The organism is Paraburkholderia sp. A3BS-1L (genome assembly GCF_051125215.1).
Taxonomy (GTDB): Bacteria; Pseudomonadota; Gammaproteobacteria; order Burkholderiales; family Burkholderiaceae; genus Paraburkholderia.
In genome coordinates, this window is record NZ_CP120443.1 from 1,424,527 (window position 1) to 1,443,753 (window position 19,227).

Sequence of the window (19,227 nt, forward strand, 5' to 3'; positions counted from 1 at the left end):
CCTGAAGCCGGCTATTACGCCTTGCGCTTCGGCTGCTGGCCGAGCGTGAGCTTCACCGTGCGGTTCACATCCTTGTACAGCAGATAGCGGAAGCGCGACGGGCCGCCCGCGTAGCAGGCTTGCGGGCAGAACGCGCGCAGCCACATGAAGTCGCCAGCTTCGACTTCCACCCAGTCCTGGTTCAGTCGATAGACGGCCTTGCCTTCGAGCACGTAGAGGCCGTGCTCCATCACGTGCGTTTCAGCGAACGGAATCACGCCGCCCGGCTCGAACGTGACGATGTTCACGTGCATGTCGTGGCGCATGTCGCTCATGTCGACGAAGCGCGTGGTGACCCAGCGGCCTTCGGTGCCGGGCATCGGGATCGGCTCGATATCGCGCTCGTTTGTCACGAAGGCTTCGGGCATCGGCACGCCTTCGACTTCTTCGTAGTGCTTGCGCAGCCAGTGGAAGCTCGCCACGGCGCCGCTGCGGTTGTGCAGCGTCCAGTTCGTGCGCGGCGGGATGAAGGCGTAGCCGCCCGGCACGAGCTTGTGCTCGACGCCGTTGAGCTTGAGCTCGAGCTCGCCGTCGACCACGAAGATCACGCCTTCAGCGAGATCGTCGAGTTCGGGACGGTCGCTGCCGCCGCCGGGGCTCACTTCCACGATGTACTGCGAGAACGTTTCGGCAAAGCCGGTCAGCGGACGCGCGAGCACCCACAGGCGCGTGTTGTCCCAGAACGGCAGGTAGCTCGTGACGATGTCACGAATCACGCCCTTCGGGATGACCGCGTAGGCTTCGGTGAACATGGCGCGATCGGTCAGCAATTCGGTTTGAGCCGGATGGCCGCCCTTCGGCGAGTAGTAAGGACTGGATGACATTCTTGGTGCTCCGTGAGGATTTGATGTCACAACTTCAAAGACGAGGCCGCGCGCGGACAAAAGCGCGCGAAGGCGCTCGGGATAGTCAGCCGCGCTGGCCGGATGCAGCCGGCGTGGTTTCGAATTTCATGCGGGGTGTATCACCCCAAAATTGCCCGCTTCGGACGATGACGCGTTCGGCGGGTGCGGCGGCCACCGCGGCTGCCGCGTGCGGCGCCTTGACGATCACGAACGAGGCTTCGTTGCCGGTCTTCAGGCCGTAGTCGCGCTTGCCGATCACGGCCGCGCCGGCGTCGGTCGCCATCTCGAGTGCCACCCGCAGCTCTTCGTCAGTATAGAACCCGGATCGGTAGCCAACGAGCATGGCGCGCTGCAGCATGTCGCCGTTGCCGTACGGCCACCAGGCGTCCTGAATGTTGTCGTTGCCGCTGAACACGCGCACGCCGGCGGCGCGCAACGGGAGAATCGGCGGGAAGGCGCGGTCGCCGGGGGCGTTGGTCATGATCGACACGCCGGCTGCGGCCAGCGCGTCGGCGATGCGCGCGACGGCGTCCGCCTCCACGTCGCCCAGCGCATAGGCATGGCTGACCGACACCCTGCCCTCCAGGCCGGCCGCGCGGGTGCGCGCGGCGATCCGGTGAAGCTGCTCGATGCCTTGTTCGCCGGCTTCATGCAGATGAATATCGATCTTCACGCCGCGCTTTTGCGCGATGCCGAAGACGATGTCGAGCTGGCCGTTGGCGTCGCCGTCGAGCGTGGTCGGGTCGATGCCGCCCACCACGTCGACGCCTTCTTGCGCGGCGGCATCGAGCACCTCAGCCGTGCCCGGGCACGACACCACGCCCGCTTGCGGAAACGCGACGAATTCGATGTCCATGATGCCGCGCCATTTTTCGCGCGCTTCCATCACGGCGTGAAGATGGGTCAGGCCGGTCGTGGCGTCCACGTCGACGTGGCTGCGCATGGCGATGGTGCCGAACGAGGCCGCCTGGCGGATGAGCGCGTCGGCGCGCTGGGCAATCGGCGCGGCGCTGGCGAGCGCGGATTTTTCGTCGGCGAGGCGCTCGCGCAGCGTCGCGGCGACGCGATGCGGATGCCAGCGGTCGCCGAGGAAGCTTTTATCGAGGTGGATATGGCCGTCGACGAAACCCGGCAGCACGAGGTGCCCCTGGAGGTCGACGATTTCGGCGGCCCCGGTTTCGGGCCGTTCGGCGCCGAGGCTGGAGATGCCGGCAAAGCGTCCATCGCGTACAGCGAGATTCAGTGGCTGGCCGTCAGCGCCTACGGCATTGACGAATACGCGATCGAACATGATGACGGTGTCTCGGCAATTCAGGACCCACTCAACGCGTTGCGGTCTGCGTTGCGCTCGCTGCGCGTCGGGGCCCTATGAGAGGATGAATGCCGTCACGATATCCGAAGCCCGTATTATCGACAAATTAAATGTTGAAATGGCCGCCATTCATTTTCTAGATAGCTCGCCACTTGCCTGATTGCTCGCGGTGCTTCACTACAGCCCGAGCGCGCGCCCGTCGCTGCGCGGATCGTGGGCGCCGGTCATGTGCCCGTCCGCGCCGATGCGCATCGCCCCGGGGTGCCCGGCCAGCTGGCTTTGCGCGGGAATGGGGCTCATTTCGTGGCCGCGCGCGGCCAGTTCACCGAACACTTGCGCGCCTGCGTCCTCTTCGAGCTTGAGGCTGTCGCGGCTGTCCGAGAAGGTCTTGCCGAGCAAAAAGCGCGGCCGGCCGAGCGCCGAAAGCGGGTCCATGTCGTAGTCGATCAGGCGCGTGAGCACGGCCGCGAGGGTCTGCGGCTGCCCGTCCGCGCCCTGGGTGCCGTACAGCAGGTGCGGGCGGCCCGCCTTCAGGTACATGCCGGGGTTCAGTGTATGGAACGGCCGCTTGCCGCCGCGCAGCACGTTGGGGCTCTTCGGGTCGAGGCTGAACGAGGCGCCGCGGTTGTGCCACAGGATGCCCGTGTCGCCGGCCACCACGCCGCTGCCCCAGTCGAAATATACGGTTTGCAGCATGCTCACGCTGTTGCCCTGCTCGTCGGCCGCGCCGATATACACCGTGTCGCCATGCTTGAACGTGTGCGGCCAGGGCATCGCGCGGTCCATGCGGATACGGCGCGCATGCGCGTCGAGCGTCTGCGCCGATAGCATCTGGTCGACCGGCACGTCGACGAAATCGGGATCGGCGACGTAGCGGTCGCGGTCGAGAAACGCCAGCTTCACCGCTTCTACGAGGACGTGATAGTAGTCGGCGCTGTTCTCGGGAATCGAGGCGAGATCGAAGCGATCGAGAATGCCCATGATTTCGAGCGTGGTCACGCCCTGAGTTGGCGGGCGCAGGCCCAGCAGCTCGCCGCCGCGATAGCCCACGCGCAGCGGCACTTCCTCGCGCGCCGTCGTGCGGGCCAGGTCGTCGAGCGTGAGCGGCGAGCCCGCCTGCTTCAGGCCGGCGGCCACCCGCTCGGCCAGATCGCCTTCATAGAATTCGCGGCCGCCGTGCGTGGCGATGCGCTCGAGGCTGCGCGCCAGTTCGCGCTGGACGAACGGCTCGCCGGCCCGAGGGATGCGTCCGTGCGGCATGAAGACCCGCGCGAAGCCCTCCCAGCTGGCCAGCTCGCCGGCGCGCAGCGTTTGCCAGAATTGCTGCGAGGGCGTCACGGGAAAGCCGTTGGCCGCGTACTCGATGGCGCGCGAAAACAGCGACGACCAGCCCTGCTTGCCGCCCCACGCGCCGCGGCTGAGCGAGTAAGCCTTGTCCCAGACGGCAACCGAGGCGCCAGTCGTCAGCGCTGCGCCGGGCCCGCGCACCGGAATCGCGCCTGTGTAGCCGGACGTTTTCGCGGCGGCCTGGCCAATGCCGGAGAGCGTATGCACGTGGCCGGCGCGGTCGCTGATCACCATGAAGGCGTCACCGCCGAGCCCGGTGAAGTGCGGGTAGGTCACGCTCAGCACCGCGCCGATCGCGATGGCCGCCTCGATCGCATTGCCGCCCGCACGCAGCACTTCGCGTCCGGCTTCGCTTGCCAGTTCGTGCGGGCTCGTCACCATGCCGCGCGACGAGCGCGCAAGCCGGGGCGTTTCGATTGATGTGCCGGGCGTGCGCGTGACGGGCGCTTCGAGGGCCGCGTCGTCGAGCAGCGCCTGCTGCGCCATCTCTTCTTCGATGTCCGTCCCGGTGTCGGTCTGGGCTTGCGCTACGAGCGTCATGGTGCTTCCCCTATGCATTTATCGCTTGTGCCGCGGACAGTCAGTGGGCTGCCGCGGCCCTTCGTGTGATTTTTCGAGCAGCCGTCAGACTTCCGGCTTCCAGCCCTTCCACCAGCGGTGCGTGGTGACTTCGGGCGCCGAATAGCGCTCCTTCACCCACGCATAGGCCGGTCCGAGCGCGTTCATCGCAATCGCCGCAAACAAGTCCATGAACGGGTTGTGCGCAACCGGACCAAAGCCGCCGAACAGCGTGCCGAAGTACGTCGCGAATCCGAAGAACATGCCCGGGATGAAATTGAACATGACGAACTGGCGGGCCAGCGACATCATCAGGCCGTTCAGCGTGAAGAGGATCGCCATTTGCGCGAGCAGCAGCGTGTTGCCGCTGAATTGCCGCGCCGCCTGCTCGAAGCAGAGAACGATCAGGAATGCGAAGAACGATCCGACCGGCAAGGTGGGCCAGATGCGCTTGAGGTTCCTGGCGCTCGGCCCGCCCATCGCGAAGGTCGCGGCCCAGCTGATGAAAATGGCCCACGGCGGCAAGTGCAGCGGCAACATGGCGATCGGTATCGTCGTGACTGCAAGGGCTGATGCGACGACTTCCGCGGGTAGCTTCTTCATGCTCGTCTCCTTGAGTTTTCGATTGAACGTTCAGGTTCTGTTCACGTCAGGCACAGCAACACGAATGCCGGTGGATTTCGCAGTGGTGCGTGGTGACCACCGTAATGCGGCCGCGCTTGATGACCCACAGCCGCGGCGGGATGTCGAGCAGCGCATCGGCCACCCGGAAAGTGTCGAGAATGACGAGATCGGCTTGCTTGCCCACCGCGATGCCGTAGCCGTGCTCGATCCCGATCGCGCGCGCGGCGTTGCGCGTGCCCATGTCCAGAATCGCCTGCTGATGCTCCGGCACGCCGAATTGGGCCACGTGCGCGAGCATGTTGCCGATCTGCAGCATGTCGGCCTTGCCGAACGGCGTGAACGCGTTGCGCACGTTGTTCGACGAATAGGCGACGTTGACGCCCGCGTTATACAAGGCCTTGACGGGCGTGAGGCCGCGCCGCTGGTTGTGCGTGTCCTTGCGGCCGCCCAGATAGAGGTCGGTGGCCGGCAGCGTCACGATGCTGATGCCCGCTTCGCGCATGCGCTCGATCACCGGCTTGAGCGCCTCGTCGTCGAGGGCGCCGAGGCTCGTGACGTGTCCGAGCGCCACCCGCCCCTGGTAGCCGGTCTCGATGGTCTTCTGCGCGATATATGAAATCGCGGCGAAGCGCGGGTCGGTGGTGTCGTCGGCGAAGTCGGCATGCATGTCGACCGGCAGGTCGAAGCGCTGCGCGAGCTCGAACACCATGTCGATATGGCGCTGCGTGTCGACCCAGTTGAGTTCGTTGTATGGGCAACCACCCACCACATCTGCACCCATCTGCAAGGCTTCGACCATCAGCTCGTGGGTGCCCTGGGACTTGAGAATGCCCTCCTGCGGAAACGCCACGATCTGCAGGTCGAGCAAATCTTCGTATTCGCCTTTCAGCTCGAGCAACGTCTCCACGCCGATCAAGCCTTGGATCAGGTCGACGTCGGGGTGCGCGCGCACGGCAACGGTGCCGTTCTTCACCGCCATGTCGAGCACCTGGCGCGAACGATCGAGCACGTCGTTGCGCTCCTGCTTGCTCTTGAGCACGCCCGTCACGCGAATCGCCTCGTCGAGCGTGCCGAAGCGGGCCGGCAGCCGGCGGTGCAAAAGGGCCTTGTCGAGATGCAGGTGCGCCTCGATCAACCCCGGAATGGCCGCGCGCCCGCCCGCGTCGATAATCTCGTCGGCCGTTGCGTCGATGCCTGCTTCGAGCGCCACGATGCGGCCGTCGCGAATGGCGATGTCGACGGGCGGTTCATCGTCGCGAACGCAGACGTTGTTGATCAGAAGGTCCACATGCATGATTGGGTCTCCTTACGTAATGGGTCGGCCGGGAGCGTGCGCGGTCACTGCCCGGCGCGGCGGGCAGGCGCTGCGGCCCTGCCTGGCGGCGGTCCGCAACGACTTGCGCGTTATAGACAGATTAGGCGTGCGGCTGTGCGCCTGGCATCGGGATCGGCTGGTTTTGGTCCAGGGATTTTCCGAGACGCACCGCACAAAGCGGCTGCCGGACTCAGGTATCCGTGCCCGCGAAGACGAGACCGTGCTGGATGGCGTAATAGACGAGCCCGGCGGTCGACGGGATCTCCATCTTGTCGAGGATGTTGGCCTTGTGCGTGCTGACGGTTTTGCTCGACAGCGAGAGGCTGTGCGCGATGTCGTTGATGCTGCTGCCCTCGACGAGCATCTGGAAGATCTGGAACTCGCGCGGCGTGAGAAACGTGTGAGGAAACGCGCTGGCGGGCTGCTGCAACTGCTTGACCAGCTTCTCGGCCACCAGCGCCGAGACGATCGTGCCGCCCCGGGCGACCTTGCGTATCGCGCCGATCAACTGGTCGGACTCGGCGTTCTTGGTCAGATACCCAGCCGCGCCCGCGCGGATCGCCTGAACCGCGTATTGCGACTCGCGGTACATGCTCAGGACCAGTACCGGCAGCGCCGGGTGGCTGGCCTTGATCTGCTGGATCAACGCGATGCCGCTCTTGCCCGGCATCGACATGTCGAGCAGCAGCACGTCGACGGCCGTGCTGCGCAGTTGCTCGACGACGTCGGTGCCGTCGACGGCTTCCGCCGCCACCTCCATGTCGGGCACCGTGGAGAGGATGCGTTTCAGACCGTCGCGAATGATCGCGTGGTCGTCGGCGATCATGATGCGCATGATGGGCTCGCGTCGTTGGCAACTGCGTTTGCGGCGGGGTTGGCAAGCGGGTTGGCTAGAGGGTTGGCAAGCGGGCCCGAAGCCGGCTCCGCGGGTGAAGCGTGCAGCGGAATGCGGGCGCTCACGCGCGTGCCGTGGCCGGGGCGGCTCGTGACGTCCAGTTGCCCGCCCAGCATCAGCGCGCGCTCGCGCATGCCGAGCAGGCCGAGCCTCGGTCCGTTGGCGGCGTGCGAGGTGTCCATGCCGCGGCCGTTGTCGGCAATCGCCAGGTGGCAGTGATCGTCGTGCGCGTCGAGTTCGACCACCACGCGCGAGGCCCGCCCGTGTCGGCTCGCATTGGTGAGCGACTCCTGGACGATGCGGAAGATGGCCGTGCTGCGCTCCGCATCGAGCTCGCCCAGCAGCGTCTCGGGCATGCTCAGCCGCAGGTCGCACGGCAGCCCGGTGCGCTGCGTGAACGATTCGGTCAGCCATTCGAGCGCCGCGTGGAGCCCCAGCTCGTCCAGCACCGGCGGGCGCAGATCGGACGCGATGCGATGCACGGCGTCCATGGTGGTGTCCACCAGATTCTTTAGCATGCCGATGTGGTCGATCTGCCCGAAGGTCAGCGCGCGCGCCTGGGTCTCCAGATAGTTCAGGCCGAGCCGCAGCCCGCTCAGCAACTGGCCGAGCTCGTCGTGCAGCTCGCGCGAAATGCGCGAACGCTCGGTTTCGCGCACCGACTGCAGCCACGCGGAAAGCTCGCGCAACTGCGAGCGCGAATCGCGCAGCTCCGTTTCCGTGCGCTTGAAGTCGGTGATGTCGCGCGAGATGCCGACCGTGCCGACGATGCGCCCGTCCGCGCCGCGCACCGGCATCTTGACGGTGTCGAACCAGAGCAGCTTGCCGTTGGGGCCGGGGCGCCGCTCCTCGTAGCGGCGGCGCTTGCCGTTTTCGAGCACCGCGCGGTCGGTGTCCAGATATACCTCGCCCAGTTCCGGCGACCAGACCTGGTCGGGCGTGCGGCCGATGATGTCCTGCTCGGGGCGTCCGCACGCTTCCATGAACGCTTCATTGACGAGGACGTAGCGTGACTCGGTGTCCTTCAGCCATGCCTGGTCCGGGATGTTGTTCAGAATGGCCCGGTGTAATTCGCCATGGTTCTCCACGACTGCTCCTCGCAAGGGACACGATGGAGGCCCGCAGGCACGTGCAGCTCGCGCGATGGGCCCCCGAATGCATGCAATATATCAATCCAGTCAAGATCACGCGCCTCTAGTTTTCCCGCATATTCCTGGATTGCGGGAATTCATGATTTATTTGTCTGACTCATCCTCCGCGCCTCGCCGGCAGCGGCGTGTTCCCGCAGCGTGTTCCCGCAGCGCGCCGCTTCAGTCTCAAGGCTGTAAATTTCATATACAACCTGAAGCCTGTATTTTTCATTTACAGTCTTAAGGTTGTATTTAACATTTACAGCCTATAGACTGTGAACTGTCCTTTGCCACGTCACTGCAGCAGGAGCCTCGCGTGGACTATTCGCTCAAGACCGTCAGCCAGTTGCGTCCCATGCTGCTGGGCTTTCGCAAGCAAGCCGGCCTCACCCAGGAACAGGTCGCGCAGCGCCTCGGCATCTCTCAGCAAAGCTATGCCGCCTTCGAAGCGCACCCCGAGTCCGCAAGCGTCGACCGGCTGTTTCGCGTCCTGCGGTTGTTCTCGGTCGAAATGCGCCTGTCCTCAGAGGCTTTGGCGGCGCCCGCCGGCCCAGCCGGGCAAAAGCGCGCTGCAAAAAGCCCCGCCCAAACTGCCGCAACGCGCGCGTCCGCTCCCGCCGCGGCCAAGCCCGCGGCGCCAAAGCCCCGCGCGAAGCCGCGCAAACGGGAGGACTGGTAATGGCGCGCCCCCGTCAGACGAACCGGCTCGACCTGTGGATGAACGGCCTGCCCGTCGGGTACTGGGAGGTCGTGCGCGGCGTGGAGCGCCTCGCGTATTTCGAGACCTGGCGCGACGACGAGCAAGGCCGGCCGCTCTCGCTTTCACTACCCTTCACGCCGGGCAACCAGCCGTTGCGCGGCGCCGCCGTGGCCGACTACTTCGACAACCTGCTGCCCGATAGCGAGCGGATCCGGCGCCGCATCGCGGCGCGCTACCGCACGGCCAGCACCACGCCGTTCGAGTTGCTGGCCGTGCTCGGGCGCGACTGCGTGGGCGCGCTGCAACTGCTGCCTGCGGGCGAGGAGCCGGCGGGCCTCGAAACCATCGAAGGCAAACCGCTGTCGACGGCCGACATCGCCCGGCTGCTGCGCGACACCACCGCCGCGCCGCCGTTCGGCGAGCACGAGAGCGTGGACGATCTGCGCCTCTCGATTGCCGGCGCGCAGGAGAAAACCGCCCTGCTGCGGCACCAGAACCGCTGGCTGCTGCCCATGGGCAGCACGCCCACCACGCACATCCTGAAGCTGCCGCTCGGTCTCGTCGGCAACATGCGCGCCGACATGCGCACGTCGGTCGAGAACGAATGGCTATGCGCGAAGATCGTCGCGGCTTATGGGCTGCCGATCGCGCCCTGCGAGATCGCCCGTTTCGAGGACACGAAGGCGCTCGTGGTCGAGCGCTTCGACCGCCGCATGGCGCGCAATGGCCGCTGGATCGTGCGCCTGCCGCAGGAGGACCTGTGCCAGGCCACGGGCACGCCGGGCCTGCACAAATACGAGGCGGACGGCGGGCCCGGCATCGAGAGCGTCATGACGGTGCTCGGCGGCTCCGTGCGCCGCGAGGACGACCGCCGCCATTTCTTCATGGCGCAACTGGTGTTCTGGCTGCTCGCGGCCACTGACGGCCACGCCAAGAATTTCAGCATCGCGCATCTGCCGGGCAGCCGCTACGCCGCCACGCCGCTCTACGACGTGCTCTCGGCGCATCCGATCATCGGGCGCGGGCGCAATCAGCTGCCGGCGCAGCGCGCGAGCCTCGCCATGGCCGTGCGCGGGCGCAACGCGCACTACCGTATCGCGCAGATCCTGCCGCGCCACTGGATCGCCCAGGGGCAGCGCGTAGGGTTCACCGTCGCGCAGGTCGAGGCGATGATCGAGACGGTGGCCGGGGCAACCGAACGCGTGATCGGCGAAGTCGCTGCCCAGCTTCCCGGCGACTTTCCACTCGATGTGGCCGAGTCGGTATTCGCGGGCATGCGCAGGCTGGCAAGGGTTCTGGCGGCCGCTTGAGCCGATGTGAGCCGATGTTGAGCCGAGGCCGGCAACGCGCGCGAAGCGCGTTGCCGGACGGACAAGAGTGAACGTCCGATTAGTCGTGCGCCATGGCGCGTTCTACGGTCGTCTGCGTGGGCATCATGTTGACGTTCGCGTTGTGCATGACCCACAGCGAAAGTCCGACGATCACCGCAATCAGGAAAGCCGAGCACACGAAGATGCCGGTGTTCGCGCGCTGGCTGCGCGAGGCGCCGATATGCAGGAAATACACGAGCTGCACGACGAGCTGAGCAACGCACAGCACGACGATGGCCGCGAGCCCTGCCCTGGGCGGCACCACATGCAGCATCACCACCCCGAACGAGGCGAGCGTGAGCACGAGCGAAAGTATCGTGCCGATCATATAGCTCTTGAGGCTGCCGTGCGAATTGTCGTGACTGCCGTCGTGGCTGCCCGAATGCGTAACGTGGGGTGAACTCACAGCATGCCTCGCAGATAAACAAAGGTGAAAACGCAGATCCATACGAGATCCAGGAAGTGCCAGAACATGCTCAGGCACGCGAGGCGTCGGCGGATCGCGCCGGTGAGGCCGAACTTCCAAGTCTGATGCATCATGATCGCGATCCACAGCAGACCGGCCGAAACATGCAGGCCGTGCGTACCGACCAATGTGAAGTACGCCGAAAGATACGCGCTCGTATGCGGGCCCGCGCCATCGGCGACGAGCTTCGCGAATTCGTTCACCTCCATGCCGATGAAGCCCACGCCGAACGCGAATGTGATTGCCAACCATACGATCACTTGCGCGCGTCGCTGCGCGTGCAGGCCCAGCATCGCCATGCCGAACGTGACGCTGCTCGCGAGCAGTAGCAGCGTTTCGCACAGCACGTAAGGCAGTTCGAAGAGCTGCCTGGCGCCAGGGCCGCCCGCAGTGGCATTCGCGAGCACGCCGAAGGTGGCGAAGAGCGTCGCGAAGATGAGGCAGTCGCTCATCAGGTAGATCCAGAACCCCAGCGTGGTCCTGGTGCCGTCATCATGGCCGTGAGCGTGGCCATGAGCGTGAGATAGTGCAGCGTGAGCCATGGTTTAAGCCATCTCCTCGATTTGCTCGGGTTGTTCAATGCGTGGCTTGATGCCGAGCTGCCTGAAGCGCGCGTCCTCGATGCGCGCCACCTCCGCGGCCGGCACCCAGTAATCGACGTCCTGGTCGTAGCTGCGCACGATGAACGTGGCGATCATGCCGGCGAGCCCCAACGCCGCGAACAGCCACATGTGCCACACGAGCGCAAAGCCCAACAGCAGGCTGAACGCGGCGATAACGAAGCCCGCCCCCGTGTTGCGCGGCATGTGGATGTCTTCGTAGGCGCGCGGCTGCACGTACGCGCGGCCGGCTTCCTTGTTGTCCCAGTGTTGCTCCATCGAGGTGATTGCCGGCAGCACGGCGAAGTTGTAGAACGGCGCGGGCGAGGCCGTCGACCATTCGAGGCTGCGGCCGTCCCACGGATCGCCGGTGAGGTCGCGGTTCGCATCGCGCTCGCGAATGCTCACGTAGATCTGCATGATGAAGGCGAGGATGCCGAGTCCCACGAACACCGCGCCCACGAGCGCCACCACCAGCCACGGATGCCATCCGGGCACCGCGTAGTGATTCATGCGGCGCGTCATGCCCTCGAAGCCGAGGATGTAGAGCGGCGTGAACGCGAGCCAATAGCCGATCAGCCAGCACCAGAACGACACCTTGCCCCAGAACTCGTTGAGCGTGAAGCCGAACACTTTCGGGAACCAGAAGCTGATGCCCGCAAGACAGCCGAATACCACCCCGCCGATGATCACGTTATGGAAGTGCGCGACGAGGAACAGCGAGTTGTGCAGCACGAAGTCCGCGCCCGGCACGGCGAGCAGCACTCCGGTCATGCCGCCCACGGCGAAGGTCACCATGAAGCCGATGGTCCAGAGCGTCGCGCTGTGATAGCGAATGCGGCCGCGATACATCGTGAAGAGCCAGTTGAACAGCTTCACGCCGGTCGGGATCGAGATGATCGTGGTCATGATGCCGAAGAACGCATTGACGTTCGCGCCCGAGCCCATCGTGAAGAAGTGATGCAGCCACACGAAGAACGAGAGAATGCCGATCGAGGCCGTCGCGTACACCATCGACTTGTAGCCGAACAGCGGCTTGCCCGAGAACGTCGCAATGATCTCCGAGAACGCGCCGAACGCGGGCAGGATCAGGATGTATACCTCGGGGTGTCCCCACACCCAGATCAGGTTGATGTACATCATCGCGTTGCCGCCGAGTTCGTTCGTGAAGAAATGCATGTCGAGATAGCGGTCCATCGTGAGCAGCGCGAGCGTGCCGGTAAGCACCGGGAACACCGCGACGATCAGGATGTTGGTGATGAGCGCCGTCCACACGAACACGGGCATCTTCATGAGGTCCATGCCGGGTGCGCGCATGCGCAGAATGGTCACGATGAAGTTGATGCCCGAGAGCGTGGTGCCAAGGCCCGATATCTGCAATGACCATATGTAGTAGTCCATACCTGCAGTCGGGCTGTAGCCCAGCTCCGAAAGTGGCGGATACGCGACCCAACCCGTCGCGGCGAAGTCGCCGACGAACATCGACACCATCACCAGCACCGCGCCCACCACCGAGAGCCAGTACGAGAGCGAGTTCACGAACGGATACGCGACGTCGCGCGCGCCGATCTGCAGCGGCACGACCACGTTCATCAGACCGAGAATGAGCGGCGTGGCCACGAAAAAGATCATGATGACGCCGTGCGCCGTGAAGATCTGGTCGTAGTGATGCGGCGGCAGATAGCCCGCTGCGTCGTTGAAGGCGATGGCCTGCTGCACGCGCATCATGATCGCGTCGGCGAAGCCGCGCAGCAGCATGACGATCGCCAGCACGATGTACATGATGCCGATGCGCTTGTGATCCACCGAGGTGAGCCATTCGCGCCACAGATAGCCCCACTTCCCCGCGAGCGTGATCGCGGCGAGCAGGACAAGACCGCCGAGCGCCACGACGGCGCCCGTGCCCATGATGATCGGCTCGTGCCAGGGAACGGCATCGAGCGTGAGTTTTCCGAACATATGTGTTTACTCCGCTGCCAGGAGGGCCGAGGTGGTCGAACGGGCCGCGCTGGCCGAACCGGCCGACGTGGTGGGCACGAGGCCACGGGGATCGCGGGTGAGCGCCGGGTTGTTCACGCCGTTCATGCCGTTCACGCCCGTGCCCGAGCCGCAGATCGGATTGCCGTGAACGCCGCGCATATACTGGCCGACTACGCCGTCGAAGAGTCCCGGCGCGATGTTCGAATAGAAAGCGACAAGCGCCTTCTCGCCCGGTTGCGCGAGCTGGATGTAGGCACTGCGGCTCAGCACCGCGGGCGAGGCTTTCGCGCGCGCGATCCATGCGTCGAAGCCGGCGCGGTTCGTGGCGAGCGTGTCGAAATGCATGTCCGAGAAGCCTGCCCCGCTGAACGCCGCCGAGCGGCCCGCGTAGGTGCCCGGATGGTTCGCGATCAGATGCAGTTGCGTCTGCATGCCCGACATCGCATAGACCTGGCTGCCGAGCTGCGGAATGAAGAACGAGTTCATCAGCGAGTCGGCGGTCAGGCGGAATGACACGGGCGTGTCGACCGGAATCGCCAGCTGGTTCACCGAGGCGACGCCGTAATCCGGATAGAGGAAGAGCCACTTCCAGTTCAGCGCGACCACGTCCACGCGGATGGGTTTTTGCTGTGATTCGATCGGCTTGTACGGATCAAGCGAATGCGTCGTGCGCCAGATCAGCACGCCAAGCGCGAGCACGATCATGCAGGGAATCGACCAGACCACCACTTCGATCGCAGTGGAATGCGCCCATTTGGGCGCATAGGCCGCGCGCGTATTCGAAGCGCGATAGCGCCACGCGAACCAGAGCGTGAGCGCGACCACCGGAATCACAACGAGCAGCATCAGGCCGAGCGCGATCAGGATGAGGTTTTTCTCCTGCACGCCGATGTCGCCTTTCGGGTCGAGCAGCACGGAGCTGCAGCCGCCGAGCAGCGAGAGCGCGGCTGCGCCGCACAGTGTCGCGGCGGTGCGGACGGAACGTATGGAATGGTGCGGGGATGAGCTTAAGGAGTCAGATTGAGGAAGTGGCGGGCCAGCTTCGACGGCTGACCCTCTTCGTGTGTGCGAGGTACGCATGTCGGGTTCCATGGTTGACTAGTCGCGCAAACCCATCCAGACGTGCTCACATCGTTTCGCCGCGGCGGCCCAACAGCACCGCCCGGATAACCATACATAGCCTTAATGTATGGATTTACGCGCTTCGTGTCCGCATGCTAGAGTAAGACATCATGCATACATCAGCGACAAAATGACGCAAAATGGCCGGATCGATCCGGACATCACCGCCGCTTCCTGGGCCAGGACGTGGGCCTCGGCTCTACAGGTCGGCAACGGTCCGCGCTATCTGCGGCTCGCCGACTTCATCGAGCGCGCCGTGGCCGAGGGCACGCTGGCGCCGGGCGAGCGCGTGCCCGCGCAGCGCGCGCTCGCGGCGCTGCTCAGCGTCGATCTCACCACGGTGACGCGCGGCTTCAACGAGGCGCGGCGGCGCGCGCTGATCGTGGCGCGCGGACCGCTCGGCACCTTCATCGCGCCACCGCGGGCGGCGCTCGGGCAGCGCGTGAATCTGAGCATGAACATCCCGCCTCCCCCGGCCGGCATCGATGCCAATGCGTTGCTGCGCGAAGGCCTCTCGCGCCTGCTGCTGCGCAGCGATGCCGACTTGCTGATGACTTATCACCTCGGCGGCGGCGGCGCGGCCGATTGCGCGACGGGCGCGAAGTGGCTTGAGCCAATGCTCGGCAAGATCGACCCCGCGCAGCTGGTGGTGTGTCCCGGCGCGCAAGCGGCGCTGGCCGCGCTGATCCTCGCGTTCACCGGGCCGGGCGAGGTGGTGCTGAGCGAGCCGCTCGTCTATCCGGGGCTGCCGCACGCGCTCGCGCAACTGGGGCGCCGACTCGAAACCGTTGCGACCGACGCCGAAGGCATGCTTCCCGACGCGCTCGAAGCCGCTTGTCGTCAGGCCGGCCAAAACGGGCCGCACGTCGCGCGCCTCGTGTATCTGAACCCCACGCTGCAAAATCCCACCGCCACGACCATGCCGGAGACGCGCCGCCGCGCGATTCTGCGCGTGGCGGCGCGCTGCGGCCTGCACATTGTCGAAGACGATCCCTACTGGCGCTTCGCGCCCGATGCGCCTGCGCCGCTCGCGCGTCTCGCACCGACGCAGGTCTCTTACCTCTCCACGCTCTCAAAAACGCTCTCGCCCGGCCTGCGCACAGCGTTTCTCGCGATGCCCGACACCGCGTCGCACGCGCGCGTGCTGGCCGCGCTGCGCACGTTCTCGCTCATGGCCGCGCCGCTCACGAATGCGCTGGCCCTGCAATGGATCGAAGACGGCACGGCCACGCATATCTTCGAAGGCGTGCGCGCCGAGGCACAGGCACGCCAGCGCATGGCGGCGCAGGCGCTCGGCCCGGCAGCGGGCGAGAACGCGGGCATTCATCTCTGGTACGAGTTGCCGAGCTACTGGCCGGCGCGCGAACTCGCGGCGGCCGCGAGCGCCGAAGGCCTCGCCGTGGCGCCGTCCACGGCATTCGAGCAAGGCATGGACACAACCCGTAGCCCGACAAACGCGATTCGCATCTCGCTGGGCGCAACCGCCGAGCGCACGCGTCTGCAGGCGGGGCTACGGCGGCTTTCCGCATTGCTCGCGAGCGACCGGTCGGCGCCCTCGCAAGTGCTCGTCTGACTCAGCCCTTGCCGCGCCAGATGGCTGCCGGCGTGTCCCTGGGCGGCGGACTGCGCGCGCCATTCAACGCCGCATCCGGCTTCAACCTCGACACCGGCTGACGATACGCCGACATTCGTACAAGCGCCCAAAAGACCCCGCCGCACACATCGGCCGAGACGCTGCCGCGCTGCGCCAGTACACTCACCGGATCGGGTGCGGCCGAATCGGACTCCCTGAATTGGCCCCAACCGCCGGTCCCGCCACCGGGCCCCAATAACCGCGCCATGCGCGAGCAGCGCCGGCGCCTGTTTCGGGAGGTTTGAACATGGCCAACGACACGATGCTGCAGCAGATGCGCGCCAAGCCGGGATTCATTGCCGCGCTCGACCAGAGCGGCGGCTCGACGCCTGGCGCACTACGGCAATACGGGATCCCGGAGAGCGAGTACAGCGGCGACGCCGAGATGTTCCGGCTCATGCACGAGATGCGCGTGCGCGTCATTAGCGCGCCGGCCTTCACGGGCGCGAAGGTGATCGGCGCGATCCTCTTCGAGCAGACCATGGACGGCCAGGCGAACGGCAAGCCGGTGCCCGCATTCCTTTGGGAGGAGCGCGGCGTGGTGCCCTTTCTCAAGGTCGACAAGGGCCTCGAAGCCGAGGCCGACGGCGTGCGGCTCATGAAGCCGATGCCCGGCCTCGACGCCTTGCTGGAGCGCGCATTGAAAGCTGGCATCTTCGGCACCAAGATGCGTTCGGTGATCGAGCACGCGTCGCCTGCGGGCATCGCCGCCATCGCGAAGCAACAGTTCGAGGTGGGCGAGCAGATCGGCGCGCGCGGTCTCGTGCCGATTCTCGAACCCGAGGTGTCGATCAAGGCCCCGGACAAGGCGCAGGCCGAAACGCTGCTGCGCGACGCACTCGTCGAGGGACTCGACGCCCTGCCCGCCTCGCGCAACGTCATGATCAAGCTGACGATCCCCGACACGCCCGACTTCTACAAGCCGCTCATCGACCACCCGCGCGTCGTGCGCGTGGTCGCGCTCTCGGGCGGCTATACGCGCAGCGACGCGTGCCGTCGGCTGGCCGCCAATCACGGCATGATCGCGAGCTTCTCGCGCGCGCTGATCAACGACCTGACCCGGCAGATGAGCGATGCGCAATTCGATGCCGCGCTTGCCGAGAGCATCGACGAAATCTACAAGGCTTCCGTCGAGAAAGTCTGAGCGCCATCAGCGCAGCGCGTTTTGAGAAACCCAGCCGGGCCACGCTCCGGCTGGGTTTCTTTCTGGCCGGCTATACTGTGCGCCTTTCATTCGTTCACCTGTTGTTTGTACACGAAACTCACGAAAGGACCGGCCATGAGGCGGTTACTCTGCCTGCTCGTCATGCTGCCTGGCCTCGTGCAATACGCGGCGGCCCAGCAGCCCCCAGCAGACGACAAGAAGCTCCCCGCCTACCTGAGCCAGAAGTTCGGACTGGCCAAGGACAAGGCTGCCCAGATCTCGCTGGCCGTCACCACGGCAGCCGAAAAATACTCGCTGCCGCCCGCGGTGCTGCTCGCCATCATCTCGATCGAATCGCGCTTTCGCGAGAAGGCGCGCGGCTCGAACAACGCGACCGGGCTCATGCAGGTGGTGCCCTCGGCGCACCGCAATTTACTGCGCAACGTGAAAGACCTCACGGATCCCGAGGTCAATATCGATGTGGGATCGTCGATTCTCTACGGCTACCAGCGCGCGGCCGGCGGCGATCTCGACGCGGCGATGAAGAACTACGGCGGCTCGAAAGCCTATGCGGAAAAGATCCGCGTGCGCGCGGCCGAATTCAGCCGCGTGCTCGATGCCGCGAGCGCGCCGCAAGCGCAGGCGGCCGCAACGGATGCGCCGCCAACCTTTAGCGGAGCATTCTCCGCCGACACGAACGACGCGATGCCCGCAAGCGGCTCGTCGCCGGCCGGCACTGCAGCGGCCGTGGCGGCGCAAAATTCCGCATCGCCGTCCGCATCTTCCCGCGCTGCGGCGAGCGCCCCGGTTGCCGAGGCGTCGGCCATGCGCGGCGTGCTGGAAACGCGCACCCACGCGCGCTCGCGCGAACGCTGACGGTTCAGCCGCGCTGAGAATCGATATTCCGGGGTAATCCGCATCGAGCGTCCAGCATCGGCCATGCCGGGGCTGGAGCGTTTCTGCGTTGTCGATCAGCTGGGCGTCGCGGGGGCTTCGCCGTTGCTGTCGGGCGTTTCGCCGGCTGCTTCGGGGGCTTGCGCCTGTGCCGGTTCAGCCGCTGGTTGCGTCGCGGCCGCTGCCGGATCCTGCGCGGGGGCCGCATCGGCTGCTGCTGGCGCAGCAGCCTGCCCGGCTTGCGCCGCTTGCTGCGCGTTTTGCTGCTCCTTGGCGCGCGCCTCGGCCTTGGCCTTCTGATGCGCGAGCGCGGCCTTGGCGCGGCCGACGTGCGAAGGGTCGATGCCCGGGCCTTCCGAGGCGCTGCCATCGAGCTCGTAACGCGAGCCGCCAACGGCCACGCGCTCGTGATAGCGCGGATGATTCACGTGGCGCTTGAGCACGGCGACGATTAGCGTGCGTTCGTAATCGGGATGGCGCGCGACGAGGTCTTCGACCACGCCGATCTTCAGCGGCAAGCGCTCGCGGAATGCCGGATAGTGCTTCGCGAACACGTTCCAGACCGCGTTGAGCTGGCGATTGCGTTCGATGCGCGCCTTTTCGGTCTCGCTCAAATTGGCCATCGACTGCTGTTGGCGCGCCGGACGCTGGCGCTGACCACCGCGCTCGCCGTCATGCGGGCCGCGCTGGCCGCGCGCCTGACGGGCCTGCTGCCCCCGCGCGTCATGACGCTTTTCGGTCGAGTTGCCGGCCGCCTCGCCGCCCTCGCCAGCGGGCTTGCCGTGCGCCTGGCCGCGCTGCTGCTGCGGACGCGCGCGCCCGCGCGCCTCGTCCGCGCCGGCGGGACGGGGGCCCTTGTTGCCCTGGGAGCCTTTGGGACCCTTGTGGCCGGGCGCGCCCTGCGCGCGCCGCTGCCCCTGAGCGCCCTTCTGCGGCTCGGTCTTTGCGCCCGCCCGGTTTCCTTTGGGCGCGTGCCGGCCTTGCGGCGACTGCGCGTGTTCTTCGGCAGGTTGTCCGGTACCCAGGCCCATGCTCTTCTTGATTTCCAGAAGCCCGTCTTTGAAGCTCAGGGTACGGCGTTGTTGCGATGCGGCTTTCACGTCCAGATCTCTTCCTTATTGGATCGGACGCTATGATACCGAATTCGCGCGGCCTGTTTGGATCCCGCACGCGCGACCCCGGTTTCGGGCCGGCTCGCGAGACCGTCCGGCGCAACCGGCCTGGTTGATGCGAAGCCCCGAAACACCTTCCGCG

The 19,227-nt window shown here is 66.0% G+C and carries 17 protein-coding genes; 5 read left to right on the forward strand and 12 right to left on the reverse strand.

Features of this window, described 5'->3' with window-relative positions; genetic code table 11:
• Positions 1-14 precede the first annotated feature (14 nt).
• From P5W99_RS21615 to P5W99_RS21645, 7 genes are all read right to left on the reverse strand, one after another.
• A complete protein-coding gene (locus P5W99_RS21615; protein ID WP_421025449.1) occupies positions 15-863 on the reverse strand; it encodes a bifunctional allantoicase/(S)-ureidoglycine aminohydrolase in 849 nt (282 codons plus the stop codon).
• Between the two features lie 85 nt (positions 864-948).
• A complete protein-coding gene (locus P5W99_RS21620) occupies positions 949-2,175 on the reverse strand; it encodes an amidohydrolase family protein (RefSeq protein ID WP_434662880.1) in 1,227 nt (408 codons plus the stop codon).
• A gap of 198 nt (positions 2,176-2,373) precedes the next feature.
• Positions 2,374-3,924 (reverse strand): gamma-glutamyltransferase family protein, encoded by a 1,551-nt coding sequence (locus P5W99_RS21625; protein ID WP_434664465.1) that lies wholly within the window; start codon positions 3,922-3,924, stop codon positions 2,374-2,376.
• Between the two features lie 243 nt (positions 3,925-4,167).
• Positions 4,168-4,704: a DUF1097 domain-containing protein gene (locus P5W99_RS21630; protein WP_434662882.1), complete on the reverse strand. Its 537-nt coding sequence runs from the start codon at positions 4,702-4,704 to the stop codon at positions 4,168-4,170.
• A 46-nt stretch (positions 4,705-4,750) separates the two neighbouring features.
• Entirely contained in the window at positions 4,751-6,019 is a 1,269-nt protein-coding gene (locus P5W99_RS21635; RefSeq protein WP_421025452.1) for an amidohydrolase family protein, read from the reverse strand.
• 211 nt (positions 6,020-6,230) lie between these two features.
• Complete coding sequence (locus P5W99_RS21640) at positions 6,231-6,878, reverse strand: response regulator (RefSeq protein ID WP_434664467.1); 648 nt, start codon at positions 6,876-6,878, stop codon at positions 6,231-6,233.
• Complete coding sequence (locus P5W99_RS21645; protein ID WP_421025453.1) at positions 6,863-8,023, reverse strand: PAS domain-containing sensor histidine kinase; 1,161 nt, start codon at positions 8,021-8,023, stop codon at positions 6,863-6,865. The genes P5W99_RS21640 and P5W99_RS21645 overlap by 16 nt, the downstream gene beginning before the upstream one ends.
• Before the next feature lie 397 nt (positions 8,024-8,420).
• Here P5W99_RS21645 and P5W99_RS21650 point away from each other — a divergent pair, with 397 nt between their 5' ends.
• Together P5W99_RS21650 and P5W99_RS21655 are read left to right on the forward strand one after the other, a co-directional pair.
• Positions 8,421-8,744: a helix-turn-helix domain-containing protein gene (locus P5W99_RS21650; protein ID WP_421027004.1), complete on the forward strand. Its 324-nt coding sequence runs from the start codon at positions 8,421-8,423 to the stop codon at positions 8,742-8,744.
• On the forward strand, positions 8,744-10,075 hold the full coding sequence (locus P5W99_RS21655; RefSeq protein WP_421025454.1) for a type II toxin-antitoxin system HipA family toxin: 1,332 nt from the start codon (positions 8,744-8,746) through the stop codon (positions 10,073-10,075). The genes P5W99_RS21650 and P5W99_RS21655 overlap by 1 nt, the downstream gene beginning before the upstream one ends.
• Positions 10,076-10,154: 79 nt before the next feature.
• Here the strand turns inward: P5W99_RS21655 and cyoD are convergent, their stop codons facing one another.
• Genes cyoD through cyoA form a run of 4 tightly spaced genes read right to left on the reverse strand, consistent with a single transcriptional unit; the run spans position 10,155 to position 14,095 of the window.
• The gene (gene cyoD, locus P5W99_RS21660) at positions 10,155-10,541 is read right to left on the reverse strand and encodes a cytochrome o ubiquinol oxidase subunit IV (protein ID WP_421025455.1); all 387 of its coding nucleotides are present in this window, start codon (positions 10,539-10,541) and stop codon (positions 10,155-10,157) included.
• Entirely contained in the window at positions 10,538-11,143 is a 606-nt protein-coding gene (gene cyoC / locus P5W99_RS21665; protein WP_421025456.1) for a cytochrome o ubiquinol oxidase subunit III, read from the reverse strand. The genes cyoD and cyoC overlap by 4 nt, the downstream gene beginning before the upstream one ends.
• Positions 11,144-11,146: 3 nt before the next feature.
• Positions 11,147-13,159, reverse strand: a complete 2,013-nt coding sequence (gene cyoB, locus P5W99_RS21670; protein WP_421025457.1) for a cytochrome o ubiquinol oxidase subunit I — start codon at positions 13,157-13,159, stop codon at positions 11,147-11,149.
• 6 nt (positions 13,160-13,165) lie between these two features.
• Positions 13,166-14,095 (reverse strand): ubiquinol oxidase subunit II, encoded by a 930-nt coding sequence (gene cyoA, locus P5W99_RS21675; RefSeq protein WP_421025458.1) that lies wholly within the window; start codon positions 14,093-14,095, stop codon positions 13,166-13,168.
• 337 nt (positions 14,096-14,432) lie between these two features.
• Between cyoA and P5W99_RS21680 the strand changes: the two genes are divergently transcribed.
• The 3 genes from P5W99_RS21680 (at position 14,433) to P5W99_RS21690 (ending at position 17,955) form a co-directional block, all read left to right on the forward strand.
• Complete coding sequence (locus P5W99_RS21680; RefSeq protein WP_421025459.1) at positions 14,433-15,875, forward strand: PLP-dependent aminotransferase family protein; 1,443 nt, start codon at positions 14,433-14,435, stop codon at positions 15,873-15,875.
• A gap of 307 nt (positions 15,876-16,182) precedes the next feature.
• A complete protein-coding gene (locus P5W99_RS21685; RefSeq protein ID WP_421025460.1) occupies positions 16,183-17,079 on the forward strand; it encodes a fructose bisphosphate aldolase in 897 nt (298 codons plus the stop codon).
• Between the two features lie 135 nt (positions 17,080-17,214).
• Positions 17,215-17,955, forward strand: a complete 741-nt coding sequence (locus tag P5W99_RS21690; RefSeq protein WP_421025461.1) for a transglycosylase SLT domain-containing protein — start codon at positions 17,215-17,217, stop codon at positions 17,953-17,955.
• Positions 17,956-18,050: 95 nt separating this feature from the next.
• Here P5W99_RS21690 and P5W99_RS21695 read toward each other — a convergent pair whose 3' ends face one another.
• The gene (locus P5W99_RS21695) at positions 18,051-19,073 is read right to left on the reverse strand and encodes a ProQ/FINO family protein (RefSeq protein ID WP_421025462.1); all 1,023 of its coding nucleotides are present in this window, start codon (positions 19,071-19,073) and stop codon (positions 18,051-18,053) included.
• Positions 19,074-19,227: the final 154 nt, after the last annotated feature.